The organism is Kitasatospora sp. NA04385, from assembly GCF_013364235.1.
In the GTDB taxonomy this organism is placed as follows: Bacteria; Actinomycetota; Actinomycetes; order Streptomycetales; family Streptomycetaceae; genus Kitasatospora.
Window position 1 is genome coordinate 6,041,422 of sequence record NZ_CP054919.1, and the last position, 15,610, is coordinate 6,057,031.

Genomic DNA, 15,610 nt, shown 5'->3' on the forward strand with positions numbered 1-15,610 from the left:
AGGAGGTAAGACGACTTGTGAATGAGTCGACATTTGCTCCCGGGGGTGGTCAGCCAGGACTGGCGGAGCTCTCCGCCGGGCAGCCGAACGAGGAAGCCCGGCAGGCCACGGTGGGCGCGCAGGAGGTCGGCTCGGTCGCGGTCCGCACCTTCGAGGCCCGCCAGAGCGCGGCGGCAGCCGCCACCGACTACGACGCCGACTTCGCGGCGTACGGGCTGGCCTACAACGAGCTCGGCTACGGGCCCTACGACGACCCGGACGCCGAGTACGAGCCCGACCCCGAGTACGCCGCCACGCTGGCCCCCGACGCGGCCCGCCAGCGCCGCGAACGGGTCGGCCCGACCGGCCGGCCGCTGCCGTACTTCCCGATCCCCGCGCCGCTCGCCGAGCACGGCCCCGCGCAGATCATCGCGATGTGCAACCAGAAGGGCGGCGTCGGCAAGACCACCTCCACCATCAACCTGGGCGCGGCGCTCGCCGAGTACGGCCGCCGGGTCCTGCTGGTGGACTTCGACCCGCAGGGCGCGCTCTCGGTCGGCCTCGGCGTCAACCCGATGGAGCTGGACGTCACCGTCTACAACCTGCTCATGGAGCGGGGCCTGACGGCCGACGAGGTGCTGCTGAAGACCGCCATCCCCGGCATGGACCTGCTGCCGTCCAACATCGACCTGTCGGCCGCCGAGGTGCAGCTGGTCAGCGAGGTCGCCCGGGAGTCGGCGCTGGCCCGCGCGCTCAAGCCGCTGCTGCCCGACTACGACTACGTCATCATCGACTGCCAGCCCTCGCTGGGCCTGCTGACGGTCAACGCCCTGACCGCCGCGCACAGCGTCATCGTCCCGCTGGAGTGCGAGTTCTTCGCGCTGCGCGGCGTCGCGCTGCTCACCGAGACCATCGAGAAGGTCTGCGAGCGGCTCAACCCCGACCTGCGGCTGGACGGCATCCTGGCCACCATGTACGACTCCCGCACGGTGCACTCGCGCGAGGTGCTGGCCCGGGTCGTCGAGGCGTTCGGCGAGCACGTCTTCCACACCGTCATCGGGCGGACCGTCCGGTTCCCCGAGACCACCGTGGCCGGCGAGCCGATCACCACCTACGCCACGAACTCGGTCGGCGCCGCCGCCTACCGCCAGCTCGCCAGGGAGGTGCTCGACCGGTGCCGCCCCGCCGAGTGAGCCTTCCGGGGGCCGACGAACTGTTCCGGGCAACCGGCGGAATGGCCCTGTCGCCCTCGCTCGCACGCAACGGCAACGGCTCCGGCCCCGGCTCCGCGAACGGTCCGGCCAACGGCTCCGCGAACGGCTCCGCCGCGGCGGGGCAGGAGAGCCCCGGGGACGGCCAGGGCGCCGCCCCGGCGCCGCGCACCGCGGAGGTGCCCGCCGCCAGACCGGAAGCCGCTCCGGCGGCCCCGCGGGCGCGCGGAGGACCCCGCGGAGGCCCGCCGGACGGGCCCGGCGACGGTGCGCGGGCGCGGACGAGCCCGGCGGCCCTCCGGCCGGGAGCGGCACGACGAGAAGATCACCGTGTACGTGTCCGCCGAGGAACTGATGGACCTGGAGCACGCCCGCCTGGTGCTGCGCGGCGAGCACGGCCTCGCGGTGGACCGCGGCCGGGTCGTCCGGGAGGCCATCTCGGTGGTCCTGGCGGACCTGGAGCAGCGCGGCGAGGCCTCGATCCTCGTGCGCAGGCTGCGCGGCCGCTGAGGGCCGGGCCGGGCGGGGCGCGCGGCCCCGCGCGCGCCCGGGTTCGCCCGGCGTTCTGCCAGAATGTTCCGTTATGGCGTTCCAGGTCCGGTTGGAGAACTTCGAGGGGCCGTTCGACCTGCTGCTCGGGCTGATCGCCAAGCACAAGCTGGACGTCACCGAGGTGGCGCTGTCGAAGGTCACCGACGAGTTCGTCGCCCACATCAGGGCGATGGGCCCGGAGTGGGACCTGGACGCGGCCACCGAGTTCCTGGTGGTCGCGGCCACCCTGCTGGACCTCAAGGCGGCCCGGCTGCTGCCGGTCGCCGAGGTCGAGGACGAGGAGGACCTCGCCCTGCTGGAGGCGCGCGACCTGCTGTTCGCGCGGCTGCTCCAGTACCGGGCGTACAAGAAGGTCGCGGCGCTGTTCGCGGAGCGCTGGGAGGCCGAGGCGCTGCGCCGGCCGCGGACGGTCGCGCTGGAGCCGCAGCACGCGCTGCTGCTGCCCGAGGTGGTGCTGACGGTCGGCCCGGAGCGGTTCGCCCGGCTCGCCGCGAAGGCGTTCGCGCCCAAGCCGAGGCCGACGGTGTACGTGGACCACATCCACGTGCCGCCGGTGAGCGTGCGCGAGCAGGCCGCGCTGGTGGCGGAGCGGCTCGGCGCGCTCGGCGCGGCCACCTTCGGGCAGTTGGCCGCGGACGCGGAGAGCACGCTGGTGGTGGTGGCCCGGTTCCTGGCGCTGCTGGAGCTGTACCGGGAGAGGGCGCTGGACTTCGAGCAGCCGCAGCCCCTGGAGGAGCTGCTGGTGCGCTGGATCGCCGGGGCCGGGCGGCAGGTCGAGGTGACCGACGAGTTCGACCGCCCGGCGGGCGGCGGGGAAGGCGGTACGGCATGACGGAGCGGCCCGCGCGGCGGTCCCTGGGCCTGCCGGGCACCCCCCGGCCCGGCGAGTGGCAGGAGCCGGCGTACCCGGACGGCGCGCGCGTCGAGCCGGTGGAACGCGTCCCGGCGCTGCCGGACGGCGAGCCGCAGCGGCCCGGCGGCGTGCCGCTGCGGGCCGCCCTGGAGGCGGTGCTGATGGTCGCCGACGAGCCGGTCGCGGAGGCCAGGCTGGCCGGGCTGCTGGACGCCTCGAAGGACGAAGTGGCCTCGGTGCTGCGGGAGTTGGCGGGCGAGTACACCGCGCAGGGGCGCGGCTTCGAGCTGCGGCAGGTGGCCGGCGGGTGGCGGTTCTACAGCCGCGCGGAGTGCTCGGCGGCGGTCGAGCGGTTCGTCCTGGACGGGCAGCAGGCCCGGCTGACGCAGGCCGCGCTGGAGGCGCTGGCGGTGGTCGCGTACCGGCAGCCGGTGTCGCGCGGGAGGGTTTCCGCCGTCCGTGGTGTGAACTGCGACGGCGTGATGCGTACCCTGGTACAGCGAGGACTGGTCGAAGAAGCCGGCACCGAGCCCGAGACCGGAGCGATCCTGTATCGGACGACGAACTACTTCCTGGAACGGATGGGGCTGCGCGGCCTGGACGAGCTGCCGGAGCTCGCGCCCTTCCTGCCCGAGGTCGACGACGTGGAAGCGGAGTCCCTGGAGGGCACGATGATCGCGCAGGCGGTCGCCGCCGCACAGGAAGGGCCGAGGCCGAACCAGGCCGACCAGACGGATATCGACGTACGGACATTTTGATGCGTAGCAGTGGCAACGGTGGCAACGGCAGGAACAGCGGCGGCCAGGGCCGGGGTGGGCAGGGCGGCCGAGGCGGCCAGCAGGGCGGGGGCCGGGGCGGATCGTCGTCCTACGGCGGCGGTGGCGGCCAGCAGGGCGGCCGCGGCGGGCAGTCCTCGCGCGGCGGCTCCGGCTCGTACGGCGGCGGCTCGGGCTCGGGCTCGGGCTCCTCGTACGGCGGCGGGCGCGGCGGCTCGGGCTCGGGCTCCTCGTACGGCGGCGGCTCGGGCCGCGGCGGGGCGGGCTCCGGCTCCGGCGCGGGCTCGTACGGCCGGGGCGGCGAGCGGCGCGAGGAGCGCCGGCAGCCGCGTCCGGAGGAGCGCAGGTACGACCGCCCCGAGTACGGCGGCGGCCCGAACGCGACGCCCGGGCGCGGGGCGTACGACTCCCGCAAGCCCGGGGCGGCGCCCCGGCCGCGCCGGGAGGGGCAGGGCGCGCCCGGCGACCCGCGGCGCCAGCCGCAGCGCTCCCGGGAGCTCCAGGGCCGGATCGAGGACCGGGTGCTGGCCCGGCACGAGGGCCCCGACAAGGAGGTCGGCGAGGACGGCGAGCGCCTGCAGAAGGTGCTCGCGCGGGCCGGCATGGGCAGCCGCCGGGCCTGCGAGGAGCTGATCGCGCAGGGCCGGGTCGACGTCAACGGCCAGACCGTGCTGGAGCAGGGCCGCCGGGTCGACCCGGTGAAGGACGAGATCAAGGTGGACGGCCTGACCGTCGCCACCCAGTCCTACCTGTTCTTCGCGCTCAACAAGCCGGCCGGCGTGGTCTCCACCATGGAGGACCCCGAGGGCCGGCAGTGCCTGGGCGACTACGTGACCAACCGGGAGACCCGGCTGTTCCACGTCGGCCGCCTGGACACCGAGACCGAGGGCCTCATCCTGCTCACCAACCACGGCGAGCTGGCCCACCGCCTCACCCACCCCAAGTACGGCGTCACCAAGACCTACCTGGCCGCGATCCAGGGCCCGTTGCCGCGCGACCTCGGCAAGACCCTGGCCAAGGGCGTCGAGCTGGAGGACGGCTGGGCCCGCGCCGACAGCTTCAAGGTGGTCTCCAACCTCGGCAAGAACTACCTGGTCGAGGTGACCCTGCACGAGGGCCGCAAGCACATCGTGCGCCGCCTGCTGGCCGAGGTCGGCTTCCCGGTCGAGAAGCTGGTGCGCACCGCGTTCGGCCCGATCTCGCTGGGCGACCAGAAGTCCGGCTGGCTGCGCCGCCTGACCAACCCCGAGGTCGGCACCCTGATGCGCGAGGTCGGCCTGTAGCGGCCGACCACCGGAGCCCGCCCGCCGTGACCACGGCGGGCGGGCTCCGGTGCGTGTGCGGACGGACGCGGCGGGCCCTTGACATGTGAGGCGCACCGCACGCCCTTGCTATCGTTCCGCCCGGTGGCAGAAGATTGCCACCGAAGTTCGCCCCGACGCGTGGCGGAAGTGCGCCACCGCGTCAGGCCACAGGGCGGCGGGGGAAGGAACCACCACCATGCTGGACGCATTCACCGTGCTGGGCCTCGGCCGCCCCGACGGCCAGGTGTACGCCGCGCTGGTCGTCGCGCCGCAGTCCACCGCCGAGGAGCTGGCCGAGCACTGCGGCCTGACCCTGGAACAGTGCCGCGAGGCCCTGGACCGGCTCGCCGAGCAGGGCATGGCCACCCGCGCCCCGGTCGACCGCGAGCGCTACCTGTCGGTCGCCCCCGACGTCGCCATCGGCACCCTGATCGGCCACCGCGAGGCCGAACTGCGCTCCGCCCGCGCCGAGATGCACCGGCTGATGGACGCCTTCCGGGAGGCCTCCCGGTACACCGACCCGGCGCACTCGGTGGAGGTGCTCACCGGCGGCGAGGCGATCGCCCAGCGGCTGGAGCACCTGATCGAGTCCAGCCAGTACCAGATCCGCGGCTTCGACTGCCCGCCGTACGTGCAGGACCCGACGGTGGAGCAGCCCCGGCAGCGGGCCAAGCTCAAGTCGGGGGTGCGGATCCGCACCGTCTTCGACAAGGAGGCGATCGCCTGGCCCGGACGGCTGGAGCAGGAGATCCTCACCGGCGTCGAGGACGGCGAGGAGGCCCGGGTCCGCCCGGTGCTGCCGATGAAGATGATGATGGCCGACGACAAGATGGCGATCATCCCGATCAGCGTCGGCGACAGCGTGCTGGACGCCGCCTACGTGATCCACCCCTCCGCGCTGCTGCAGGCCCTGGACGCGCTGTTCGAGGCCGAGTGGGAGCGGGCCGTGCCGCTGCAGACCGTGCTCGGCGACGGCGAGGGCCCCGGCCCGGAGGCCGACCACCTCAAGCTGCTCGGCCTGCTCGCGGCCGGCCTCACCGACGAGTCGATCGCCCGCTCGCTGGGCTGGAGCGCCCGCACCACCCAGCGCCGCCTGCAGGGCCTGATGCGCGAACTCGGCGCCACCACCCGCTTCCAGGCCGGCATGGCGGCCCGCGAGCGCGGCTGGCTCTGACCCGGCCGGCCCGCAGGCCGCCCCCGACGGGCCCCGAGGGGCCCTGACGGGACGTCAAGGGGCCGCCAAGGGGCCGGAGCGGCCCGTTCCGGCCCGCCGGGCCTCCCGCTCAGCTCCAGGGGCTCAGCGCCGCCCAGCGGCCGTCCGGGCCGCGCTCCAGCTTCTCCAGGCCGAGCACCGCCGTCCGGTTGAGCCGGCCGTAGATGTGCGGGAACAGCGCCCCCTCGGTGGCCCCCGGGGGCGGCCCGCCGGTGGCCGCCTCCCACTTCACCATCGGCTCGACCAGCCGCTCCTCGATCAGCAGCGCCATCAGCGGCTCCGGCACGTCCCGGAAGAACGCGTTGGCCACCGCCAGCGCCGTCGGCTCGTCCGGCGAGCAGTGCAGGAAGCCCTCGGTCAGCAGCGACGCGGCGGTGTACGGCCGGCCCGGGTCGCGCAGCCAGTCGTCCAGCGGGGCGAGGTGGTAGATCATGAGTCTTTTGTACCCCCGGCGGGCCGGGCCGCGCGGTGCCCCGCGCGGCCGGGACGGGCCCGGCTCACAGCCCCGACACCTTCGCCGTCGCCGCGATCTCGTACACCAGCGTCACCGTCCGCCGGCCGCCCGGTGGCAGCGGCACCTCCCAGCGGGCGATGCCCTCCGCGTCCAGCTCGTCCGGCGGCGGCGAACAGTGCTCCTTGCGCAGCCGCACCTGGACCTCCGACACCTCCGAGACCGGGATCCGCTCGCGCAGCACCACCACCCGCTCGGCCTGCTCGTCCGGGCCGGAGAAGCGCGACAGGTGCAGCCGCACGGTGCGGGTCACCAGGGTCCGCTGCCCGCCCAGGCCCGCGCCCTCGCGGCGCTCGTCGGCCTCCCGGACCACCCGCAGCCCGTCCGAGGAGCCGAACGCCAGGCGCACCGGCGCGCCCGCCGCCGCGAACTCCAGCGCGCCCCGGCCGGTGTAGCCCGAACCGCGCACCAGGTCCACCGGGCCGGCCAGCAGCGCGTGCCCCGAGGCGTTGCGGAACGACACCACCTCGGTCACCGCCTCCGACAGCTCCGGCGCCGCCGCGAACTCGCTGCGCGCCGCCGTCTCGAACGCGCTCACCGGCACCCGGTGCGCCCGCCCGTCGGACGGCACCGACACCGGGTCCCCGACCCGCAGCACCCGCACCTCGCCGCCGTCGTCCACCCCCGGCAGGCCCGGCTCCAGCGGCCCCGCGTCGGAGACCGCCTGCTCGCGCAGCTCCACCTCCACGGTCTTCTTCTCCTGCGCCGAGCGCTCCCGCAGCACCAGCCGGTCCTCGACCAGCCCCGGCGGATCGCCCGCCAGCGCCGAACGCGCCGTCGACAGCGTCAGCCGCACCCCCGACCAGTCCTCGCCGGTGCGCTGCCACACCACCGCGTCGCTCTCCAGCCGCAGCGTGCCGCCCACCAGCTCGGCCCGGTACGCCGGACGCCACAGCGCGCACGCCGTCAGGTGCCCCACCCGGACCAGGAACCGGCCCGGCTCGGCGCACTCCACCGACAGTTCCACGAACGCCAGCAGCTCGGCCGGCTCCCGCTCCGCCAGCTCCAGCGCCTCCTCGGCCCGGGCCAGCTCGGCGGCCAGCTCCACCGAGCGCACCCGCGAGGCGCGCAACCGCTCGCCGTACGACTCGCGCTCCGCGTCCACCCGGTCCAGCTCGCGCGACCAGCGGGCCTGCTCCAGCTCGCCGCAGCCCGCGCCCTCGCCGATCTCCCGCAGCAGGTCCGCCGCGAGCTGCCCGAGCAGCGCCAGCCGGGCCTGCAACCGCTCCTGGCGGTGCGACTCGGCCAGGTGCTCGCGCTCCAGGGAGTGCACCCGGCGGCGCAGCTCCGAATCGTCCGGCCCCGGCGGCACCGGCGCCGGCGGCTGCCAGGACCGCACCAGCCGCACGTCCAGCACCTTCGCCGCGCCGGTCGGCCCGCCCCGCCCGTCCAGCACCGCGGCGTGCAGCGAACGGTCCACCGCCAGCGCGGTCACCGGGCCCAGCCGCAGCCGGTGCGCGCCCGGCGCCAGCTCCAGCTCCGCCGTCCGCTCCAGCTGCGCCCGGTCCTCCAGGCACGTCACCGCGGTCACCGGAAGGGCGATCGTCTCCTCGTACACGTTCAGCTCCTCCGGTTCCCGCCGACCACGGCCCTACCGGCCGGGATACGGATCACATAACCGCCCGTCAGCTCCACCGAGCCCCCCGGCGGCACCACCACCCGGCGGATCCGCGCCGAGGAGGGCAGCCCCTCGGACGGCTCCGCGGGCGCCGACCAGCCCGGCCGCTCCTCGACCCGCACCTCCGGGTCGCCCGGCACCGGCACCCGCTCGCGGACCTCCACCGACGCCTCGTGCGGCAGCCGGTTCACCAGCTCGATCCGCACGCCGTGCTCCAGCACCGTCGTCGAGTTCAGCACCCCCGACGTCGACTCCCGCAGCTCCGTGCGCCGGGCCACCCGGACCTCCTCCGCCCGGCCCAGGCCCAACTCCCGCACCCCGCCCGGCGCCAGCGTCGGCAGCCCCGCCGTCAGCAGGAATTCGCCGTCCACCGACACCTCCACCGGGCCGGCCAGCAGCGCGTGCGCCGTCGCGTTCGACAGCTCCAGCACCCCGTACACCGCCTCCTCCACCGAGGGCACGCACACGTAGCCGGTGCGCACCCCCACCGGCAGCTCCGCCACCGCGACCGTGTGCCACACCCCGTCCGCGGGGACGGTCGCCGGGGCCTGCGCGTCGAAACGGTGGTCGAACGAGCCCGCCGACACCCGCGGCCACGACCCGTACCGCGGCAGCGGCAGCAGGCCCACCTCCTCCGCCCCGCGCAGCGCGCCGCCCGGCCGGGACGGCGACGGCTCCGGGAACAGCCGGCCCCGGCGCGGCGACTCCTGCTCCGGGCCCGCCAGCACCAGCGAGGCGTAGTCCAGCTGGTCCGCGGAGGGCCGCGGGTCCGGCGGCAGCGGCGGCTCGGCCGCCACCGGCGGGGCGCCCCGGAAATCGGCCGAACCGTACGCCATGGGCGCCCCCGCACCCGGCGGGGGCGGCGGGGGAGCGGCCGACGCCAACGGCATCGGCACCGGCGCGGCCGGGGCGACCGGTGCGGCCGGCATCGGCGGGGCCTGCGGGACGAAGGGCGAGCCCGCGCCCGCGCCGCCCACCGGACGTCCCCGCCCGGCCGGGCCGCCCGGGCGGACGGCTTCGGCGGGGCACCGGCCGCGCCGCCGACACCGCCACCGGCAGGCCGGGCGGCTCCGGTTTCGACCGCTGCGCGTCCTGCCAGCCGTCGAACAGCCCCGACAGGCCGGCCGGCTGCGCCCGCCACCCCGACGGCGCGGGCACCGCCTGCCGGCGGCCGATCCGCAGCGACGCCAGCTCCGGCAGCCCGCCCGGGCCCGTCAGGCTCGCCGTCGACAGCGCCAACCGCACCCCCGACCAGTCCTCGCCCGTCCGCTGCGCCACCGACGCCCGCAGCACCAGCCGGGCCGAACGCTCGCCCCGGCGGTGCGCCAGCCGGTACGTCGGCACCCACACCGCGCCCGGCACCGTGTACTCCACCTCCAGCTCCACCGGGCCCTCGCCGCGCACCACCAGGTCCGCGCACGCGCCGCGCTCCACGCCCCCCGGCTGCTCGGCGTTCGAACCGGCCCGCACCCGCTCCGCCGCCACCCGGAAGGCGTGCTCCGCCGACCGCAGCTCCTGCTCCAGCTCCACCGCCCGCTCCTGCAGCACCTCCAGCCGGGCGTCCACGAAGTCCGCCAGCGCCAGCACCGCGTCCGCCGGGGCCCGCCGGTGCCCCTCGTCCCGGCGGCGCTGCGGCGGCACCGCGCGCAGCGCCGAGACCTCGGCGATCCGCTCGGCCAGCCGGGACCGGCGCTCCTCCAGCAGCTCCACCCCGCTCCGCAGCTCGGCCAACTCGCTTTCCCAGGAGGGAAGTTCGTCTTCGGTGCGGACCCGCGCCGGATGGCCCATCCGGGCCTCGGCGACCCGGCCGCCGCCCGACAGCACCCGCACCCGCAGCGAACCCGCCGCGGCCAGCCGCGGCAGCCCCGCCACCCGCACCCGGCCGTCCGCCGGCAGCACGCCCGACGCCCGGCGCCGGCACACCGCGCCCACCGCGTGCACCACCACCGAGTCCAGCCTCGACTCCCACACCGCCCGCTGCCCCGCCACCTGGCCCCCTTAGCCGCCTGGCCCGCTCCCCGGACCCGGGCGCCCAGTCTGCACCCAACCCCCGTCACGGCACCCGGATTTCCGCTGCGAGTCGGCCCGCGGACCGGGCCGGGGCGGTATGCGGGGGCGCGCGGCCGTACGAGAGGATGGGCACGACAGACGTGCACCGCACCCGGGAGACGAGAAGCCGCCATGCGCACAGCCGCCGTCATCGGCACCGGACTGATCGGCACCTCCGCCGCGCTCGCCCTCACCCGCCGCGGCATAAGCGTCCACCTGGCGGACGCCGACCAGGACGCCGCCCGCACGGCCGCCTCGCTCGGCGCGGGCACCACCGAACTCCCCGACGGCCCCGTCGACCTGGCGGTCATCGCCGTCCCCCCGGCGCTGGTCGGCAAGGTCCTCGCGGACTGCCAGCGGCGCGGCCTCGCCCGCTGCTACACCGACGTCGCCAGCGTCAAGGCCGGACCGCGCGGCGAGATCACCGCGCTCGGGCTCGACACCGTCCACTACATCGGCTCGCACCCGATGGCCGGCCGCGAGCGCTCCGGCCCGCTCGCCGCCACCGCCGACCTGTTCGAGGGTCGGCCGTGGGTGCTCACGCCCACCGCCGACACCGACACCGAGACGCTCAACGCCGCGCTCGAACTCGTCGCGCTGTGCGGGGCGATGCCCATCGTCATGGACGCCGCCGAGCACGACCGGGCCGTGGCGCTGGTCTCGCACGCCCCGCAACTGCTCTCCTCGCTGGTCGCCGCGCGGCTGGAGCACGCCGAGGAGACCGCCGTCCGGCTCTCCGGGCAGGGCGTGCGCGACGTCACCCGGATCGCCGCCTCCAACCCCGCGATGTGGATCGACATCCTCTCCGCGAACGCGGGCGTCGTCGCCGACGTCCTGGACGACCTCGCGGTGGACCTCGCCGAGACCGTCACCGCGCTGCGGGCCCTGCAGGCGGCCGACGAGGGCGAGCGGCGCGCGGGCGCGGCCGGCATCGAGGCGGTCATGCGCCGCGGCAACACCGGCCAGGCCCGCATCCCGGGCAAGCACGGCGCACCGCCCACCCGCTACGAGACGGTCACCGTCGTCCTCGGCGACCAGCCCGGCGAGCTCGGCCGCCTCTTCGGCGAGGTCGGTGCCCTCGGGGTGAACATCGAGGACGTGACGATCGAGCACTCGACCGGCCAGCAGGTCGGCCACGTCCAGCTGGCCATCGCACCGGCGATGGTGCGGACGCTGGTGGAGGGGCTGCGCGGGCGCGGGTGGGGGGTTCGGGAGTAGGCGGGGCGGGGGGCGGGAGTAGGCGGCGTGGGGGGTTCGGGAGTAGGCGGGGCGGCCGCTGCGCGGGGCTGGGACGGGTGGTCGGGGCGGGGGTGGGTGGGAGTCCATTAACCTTGGGGGTGAGTGTGTGTGCCGTGAGAGAGAGGTTCGTCCCGTGGAGAGTGCCGACCGAGCGTCGAGCGGCCCGGTCGTCGTCGCGATCGACGGACCTTCGGGGTCCGGGAAGTCGACCGTTTCGCGGGCGGTGGCCGCGCGGCTGGGGTTGAGCTTCCTGGACACGGGCGCGATGTACCGGGCGATGACCTGGTGGATGCTCGCCAACGAGGTGGACGTCGAGGACGCCGAGGCGGTGGCCATCGCCTGCGGCAAGCCGGTGATCGTGTCCGGGACGGACGCCGCCGGGCCGACCATAACGGTGGACGGGCAGGACGTGTCCGGGCCGATCCGCGGGCCCGAGGTGACCGGCAAGGTGAGCGCCGTGGCGGCCGTTCCGGCCGTGCGGGCGCGGCTGGTGGAGCTCCAGCGCGGCTGCGCCTCGCACGCCGAGCGGGGCATCGTCGCCGAGGGCCGGGACATGGGCTCGGTGGTCTTCCCGGACGCCACCGTGAAGGTGTTCCTGACCGCCTCCGAGCGGGCCCGGTCCGCGCGCCGGGCCGCGGAGCTGCGGGCGAAGGGCGTGGACGAGGCGACCATCACCGCGATGGCCGCCGACCTGGCCCGCCGGGACGCCGCGGACTCCTCGCGGGAGACCGCCCCGCTGACCCAGGCCGCCGACGCGGTGCTGGTGGACACCAGCGAACTCACCCTCGACCAGGTGATCGACACGATCACCGCCCTGGTCGAGGAGAAGGCCGGCCTGACCGCCGCCTGACCGGCGGACCACGGTCCGCCGGACTCAACGGACAGACCACGCTCCGACCGCGCGAGATCCGCGCGGTTCGCGCTGCCCACCGGGCAGGTACGCACGGCACGCCCCTGGGAAGGGCCGGGCCGGGAAACGGAAAACGGAACATGAGCAACGACACCACCGCCCACCACGGCGAGCTGGGCGACGCCGAGTACGCCGAGTTCATGGCGCTGGCCGCCGAGGAGGGCTTCGACAGCGACGAGGTCGACGCCGACCTGGACGGCCACGGCCCGCTGCCGGTGCTGGCCATCGTCGGCCGCCCGAACGTCGGCAAGTCGACCCTGGTCAACCGCATCATCGGCCGCCGCGAGGCGGTCGTCGAGGACCGCCCCGGCGTCACCCGCGACCGGGTCAGCTACGAGGCGATGTGGGCCGGGCGCCGGTTCAAGGTGCTGGACACCGGCGGCTGGGAGATCGACGTCCTCGGCATCGACGCGATGGTCGCCGCCCAGGCCGAGCTGGGCATCGAGCAGGCCGACGCGGTGCTGTTCGTGGTGGACGCCACCATCGGCGCCACCGACACCGACGACGCCCTGGTCCGGCTGATCCGCCGCTCCGGCAAGCCCGTGGTGCTGTGCGCCAACAAGGTCGACGGCCCGTCCACCGAGGCCGAGGCCGCGTACCTGTGGTCGCTCGGCCTGGGCGAGCCGTACCCCGTCTCCGCGCTGCACGGCCGCGGCTCCGGCGACCTGCTGGACGCCGTCCTGAAGGTGCTGCCGGAGGCCCCGCCGCAGCTGTTCGGCGACGGCCTGGCCCCCGGCGGCCCGCGCCGGGTCGCGCTGATCGGCCGGCCGAACGTCGGCAAGTCCAGCCTGCTGAACAAGGTCGCGGGCGAGGACCGGGTGGTGGTCAACGAACTGGCCGGCACCACCCGCGACCCGGTCGACGAGCTGATCGAACTCGGCGGCAAGACCTGGAAGTTCATCGACACCGCGGGCATCCGCCGCCGGGTCCACCTGACCTCCGGCGCGGACTTCTACGCCTCGCTGCGCACCTCCGCCGCGCTGGACAAGGCCGAGGTCGCGGTCGTCCTGGTCGACGCCAGCGAGACGCTCGCCGAGCAGGACACCCGGATCATCTCGATGGCCGTCGAGGCCGGGCGCGCCGTGGTCATCGCCTACAACAAGTGGGACCAGCTGGACGAGGAGCGCCGCTTCTACCTGGAGCGCGAGATCGAGCGCGACCTCGTGCAGGTGCAGTGGGCGCCCCGGGTGAACGTCTCGGCGAAGACCGGGCGGCACATGGAGAAGCTCGTCCCGGCGATCGAGACCGCGCTGGCCGGTTGGGAGACCCGCATCCCGACCGCCCGCCTGAACGCCTTCCTCGGCGAGCTGGTCGCCGCGCACCCGCACCCGATCCGCGGCGGCAAGCAGCCGCGCATCCTGTTCGGCACCCAGGCGGGCACCCGCCCGCCGCGGTTCGTGCTGTTCTCCTCCGGCTTCCTGGAGGCCGGCTACCGCCGGTTCGTCGAGCGCCGGCTGCGCGAGGAGTTCGGCTTCGTGGGCACCCCGATCTCGATCTCGGTCCGGGTCCGGGAGAAGCGCAACAAGAAGAAGTAGCAAACGGGCGGGGAGACCCGGAAGGAGGGGAGGGGCCGCACGCGGCCCCTCCCCTCCTTCCGTGCTTGTGCCGTGCTTGTGCCGTGCCGTGCTGTGCTTGTGCCGTGCGGGCGCCGGGTCAGGCGTCCCGGCCCGGGGGCAGCGACAGCACCGAGCGGTGCCGCCCGCCCGAGGTGCCGCCGCCGCCCGGGGCGCCCAGGTAGCCGGTGGCCACCCAGCCCTGCCCGTTGGCCTGCGCGGCGGAGGTCTGCGCGGGCATGAACTGCGGGGTGCCCGCGCCCTGCCCGGCGTACGTCTCGAACGACTGGTGCTGCTGCGGGTACGCCAGGGCGCCCGGACGGTCGGCGGCCTCCCGGGCGGGCTGGGCCGAGTGCGGCTGCGGTTCGCGGACCGCGAAGCCGGTGAACTTCATCCCCTCCTCGCCGGAGCGGTCGCCGGGCAGCGCCCGGAACATCCGCCGGTACTCGGAGTACAGCGTGTCGTAGATCGGGGTGGCCGACACCGGGTTCTCGGCGTCGTACGACGGGCGCATGTTCGGGATCGACCGGCCGGCGCCGCCGGGGCCGGACTGGGCGGAGGGACGGCCGGGGGACGCGAGGTCGTAGCTGTACACGTAGGAGCCAACGAGCGAGACGGGCTTCGGATGCGGGGGCGCGGCCCCCAGTCCTATCCCGGCCGGGGTGCTCACGGGCTGGTCAACGGCGGCTCGGGCGGCTGGAATTGACGGTTCGTCAGCTGCGTCCTCGGCGGCGGCCGGGTCGTTCACGGGGTCGGTCATCGGCGCGCCCCCGCTCAGGTGCCGGCCAGCGGGAGCATGCCGGCGGCGAGCAGGCCGCGGGCGGCGGCCCGGTCCATGGCGATCCGCAGCAGGTCCTCGCGGGGCTGGCGGCCGATGGTGCCGGCCGGCACCGCGTACATGATCACCTCGGACTTGCGGGCCGCCGCGGCCCGCCAGCCCGGGGTGACCTGGAGCGGCTGGTGGGCCTGCCACCAGGCGGCCGAGCCGCCGGTCGCCGAGGGCTGCAGGATCGCGTGCAGCTGCCCCATCGCCATCAGCACCGACCAGCCGGCCCGCGGCCGCACCGGCGCCTGGTTGACGTCCTGGACGATCTGGAAGCCGTGCTCGGTCAGCAGCGAGAGGAACTCGTCCTCGCCGTGGGAGCTGCCCGGGCGGCCGACCGGGCCGGTGGGCTCGACCACCAGCGCGGCGTGCTGGGTGTCGCCGCACAGCACGATGCCGCAGGTCACGCCGAGCACCGCGGGCTGCGGCTGGCCGGGCGGGGCGGTCGGCGGGGCGGTGATCGGCTCCGGGATGCGCACCTCGACCGCCGGCTCCGGCCCGGCCGGTGCGGGCACCACCGCCTGCGCGGGCACCGCGGCGTCCACGCCCTGGCTGATCGACTCGACGGCGCCGCGCAGCTGCTGCTCGTCCACCGGCACCACCTGGGACGGCACGCAGCGGGCGTGCGCGAAGGCCAGCACCGCGGTCTCCTCGCCGACGAACAGCACGGTGCTGGTGGGCTCGCGCAGCGAGTCGCCCGGTTGTCGGCAGGAGGTGCAGTCGTACGCGTCGGGCGCGTGGGCGCCCGCGAGCAGGCCCTCGGCCTCGTCGTCGCCGATCTCGGCGCGTACGTCCTCGCTCACCTCAAGCATGCGCGGCACTTGTTGACTCCTCGTTCGCCCTGACGTTCCAGGTGCTCGTTCCGGTGCCCCCGGGCGGGACGTCCCGGGCGCGCGGCGCTGGGAGCGCCGACCGCCATTACCAACGGGAGGTTGTGGCTGGGGTCACGGGTGGGCCGCCGGGCGACGGGATTTGCACGGCTTCTGATTGCCCCGTGTACACGAAGTGTCACATTCTGT

The 15,610-nt window shown here is 75.6% G+C and carries 14 protein-coding genes and 1 pseudogene; 9 read left to right on the forward strand and 6 right to left on the reverse strand.

What is annotated here, in order from left to right:
• Positions 1 to 59: 59 nt before the first annotated feature.
• The 6 genes from HUT16_RS26860 to HUT16_RS26885 all read left to right on the forward strand — a co-directional run bounded on the left by HUT16_RS26860 (position 60) and on the right by HUT16_RS26885 (position 5,849).
• Positions 60 to 1,172, forward strand: coding sequence for a ParA family protein (locus HUT16_RS26860; RefSeq protein WP_099908327.1), 1,113 nt, complete (start codon positions 60 to 62; stop codon positions 1,170 to 1,172).
• A gap of 348 nt (positions 1,173 to 1,520) precedes the next feature.
• Positions 1,521 to 1,700, forward strand: coding sequence for a hypothetical protein (locus HUT16_RS38600; RefSeq protein WP_254898001.1), 180 nt, complete (start codon positions 1,521 to 1,523; stop codon positions 1,698 to 1,700).
• A gap of 73 nt (positions 1,701 to 1,773) precedes the next feature.
• On the forward strand, positions 1,774 to 2,574 hold the full coding sequence (locus tag HUT16_RS26870) for a ScpA family protein (protein ID WP_176190627.1): 801 nt from the start codon (positions 1,774 to 1,776) through the stop codon (positions 2,572 to 2,574).
• 182 nt (positions 2,575 to 2,756) lie between these two features.
• Positions 2,757 to 3,353 carry an SMC-Scp complex subunit ScpB gene (locus HUT16_RS26875; RefSeq protein WP_254898374.1) on the forward strand — a complete coding sequence of 199 codons (597 nt, stop codon included), beginning with the start codon at positions 2,757 to 2,759 and terminating at the stop codon, positions 3,351 to 3,353.
• Positions 3,353 to 4,654 carry a pseudouridine synthase gene (locus HUT16_RS26880; protein ID WP_176190629.1) on the forward strand — a complete coding sequence of 434 codons (1,302 nt, stop codon included), beginning with the start codon at positions 3,353 to 3,355 and terminating at the stop codon, positions 4,652 to 4,654. The genes HUT16_RS26875 and HUT16_RS26880 overlap by 1 nt, the downstream gene beginning before the upstream one ends.
• A gap of 217 nt (positions 4,655 to 4,871) precedes the next feature.
• Positions 4,872 to 5,849, forward strand: coding sequence for a helix-turn-helix domain-containing protein (locus tag HUT16_RS26885; protein ID WP_176190630.1), 978 nt, complete (start codon positions 4,872 to 4,874; stop codon positions 5,847 to 5,849).
• Between the two features lie 109 nt (positions 5,850 to 5,958).
• Here HUT16_RS26885 and HUT16_RS26890 read toward each other — a convergent pair whose 3' ends face one another.
• The 4 genes and pseudogenes from HUT16_RS26890 to HUT16_RS38610 all read right to left on the reverse strand — a co-directional run.
• Positions 5,959 to 6,321: a DUF952 domain-containing protein gene (locus HUT16_RS26890; protein ID WP_176190631.1), complete on the reverse strand. Its 363-nt coding sequence runs from the start codon at positions 6,319 to 6,321 to the stop codon at positions 5,959 to 5,961.
• Between the two features lie 64 nt (positions 6,322 to 6,385).
• Positions 6,386 to 7,963 carry a DUF4139 domain-containing protein gene (locus HUT16_RS26895; RefSeq protein ID WP_176192886.1) on the reverse strand — a complete coding sequence of 526 codons (1,578 nt, stop codon included), beginning with the start codon at positions 7,961 to 7,963 and terminating at the stop codon, positions 6,386 to 6,388.
• Positions 7,960 to 8,853 (reverse strand): DUF4139 domain-containing protein, encoded by an 894-nt coding sequence (locus HUT16_RS38605; RefSeq protein WP_254898002.1) that lies wholly within the window; start codon positions 8,851 to 8,853, stop codon positions 7,960 to 7,962. Before HUT16_RS38605 ends, HUT16_RS26895 begins: the two co-directional genes overlap by 4 nt.
• Positions 8,854 to 9,205: 352 nt before the next feature.
• A pseudogene (locus HUT16_RS38610) lies at positions 9,206 to 10,006 on the reverse strand (DUF4139 domain-containing protein); the annotation flags it as partial.
• A gap of 192 nt (positions 10,007 to 10,198) precedes the next feature.
• Between HUT16_RS38610 and HUT16_RS26905 the strand changes: the two are divergent.
• The 3 genes from HUT16_RS26905 to der all read left to right on the forward strand — a co-directional run bounded on the left by HUT16_RS26905 (position 10,199) and on the right by der (position 13,750).
• Positions 10,199 to 11,284 (forward strand): prephenate dehydrogenase, encoded by a 1,086-nt coding sequence (locus HUT16_RS26905; RefSeq protein ID WP_176190632.1) that lies wholly within the window; start codon positions 10,199 to 10,201, stop codon positions 11,282 to 11,284.
• Between the two features lie 154 nt (positions 11,285 to 11,438).
• Entirely contained in the window at positions 11,439 to 12,155 is a 717-nt protein-coding gene (gene cmk / locus HUT16_RS26910) for a (d)CMP kinase (RefSeq protein ID WP_176190633.1), read from the forward strand.
• 140 nt (positions 12,156 to 12,295) lie between these two features.
• On the forward strand, positions 12,296 to 13,750 hold the full coding sequence (der, locus tag HUT16_RS26915; protein ID WP_176190634.1) for a ribosome biogenesis GTPase Der: 1,455 nt from the start codon (positions 12,296 to 12,298) through the stop codon (positions 13,748 to 13,750).
• 118 nt (positions 13,751 to 13,868) lie between these two features.
• Here the strand turns inward: der and HUT16_RS26920 are convergent, their stop codons facing one another.
• Both HUT16_RS26920 and HUT16_RS26925 read right to left on the reverse strand, forming a co-directional pair.
• Positions 13,869 to 14,438 (reverse strand): hypothetical protein, encoded by a 570-nt coding sequence (locus HUT16_RS26920; protein ID WP_176190635.1) that lies wholly within the window; start codon positions 14,436 to 14,438, stop codon positions 13,869 to 13,871.
• 104 nt (positions 14,439 to 14,542) lie between these two features.
• Positions 14,543 to 15,403, reverse strand: coding sequence for a hypothetical protein (locus HUT16_RS26925; protein ID WP_176192887.1), 861 nt, complete (start codon positions 15,401 to 15,403; stop codon positions 14,543 to 14,545).
• Positions 15,404 to 15,610 lie beyond the last annotated feature (207 nt).

Coding starts and splice junctions, on each gene's coding strand:
- HUT16_RS26905 (WP_176190632.1), top strand. CDS start 10,199: ATGCGCACAGCCGCCGTCATCGGCACCGGACTGATCGGCACCTCCGCC.
- der (WP_176190634.1), top strand. CDS start 12,296: ATGAGCAACGACACCACCGCCCACCACGGCGAGCTGGGCGACGCCGAG.
- HUT16_RS38605 (WP_254898002.1), bottom strand. CDS start 8,853: ATGGCGTACGGTTCGGCCGATTTCCGGGGCGCCCCGCCGGTGGCGGCC.
- HUT16_RS26885 (WP_176190630.1), top strand. CDS start 4,872: ATGCTGGACGCATTCACCGTGCTGGGCCTCGGCCGCCCCGACGGCCAG.
- HUT16_RS26875 (WP_254898374.1), top strand. CDS start 2,757: ATGGTCGCCGACGAGCCGGTCGCGGAGGCCAGGCTGGCCGGGCTGCTG.
- HUT16_RS26890 (WP_176190631.1), bottom strand. CDS start 6,321: ATGATCTACCACCTCGCCCCGCTGGACGACTGGCTGCGCGACCCGGGC.
- HUT16_RS26870 (WP_176190627.1), top strand. CDS start 1,774: ATGGCGTTCCAGGTCCGGTTGGAGAACTTCGAGGGGCCGTTCGACCTG.
- HUT16_RS26880 (WP_176190629.1), top strand. CDS start 3,353: ATGCGTAGCAGTGGCAACGGTGGCAACGGCAGGAACAGCGGCGGCCAG.
- HUT16_RS26925 (WP_176192887.1), bottom strand. CDS start 15,403: ATGCTTGAGGTGAGCGAGGACGTACGCGCCGAGATCGGCGACGACGAG.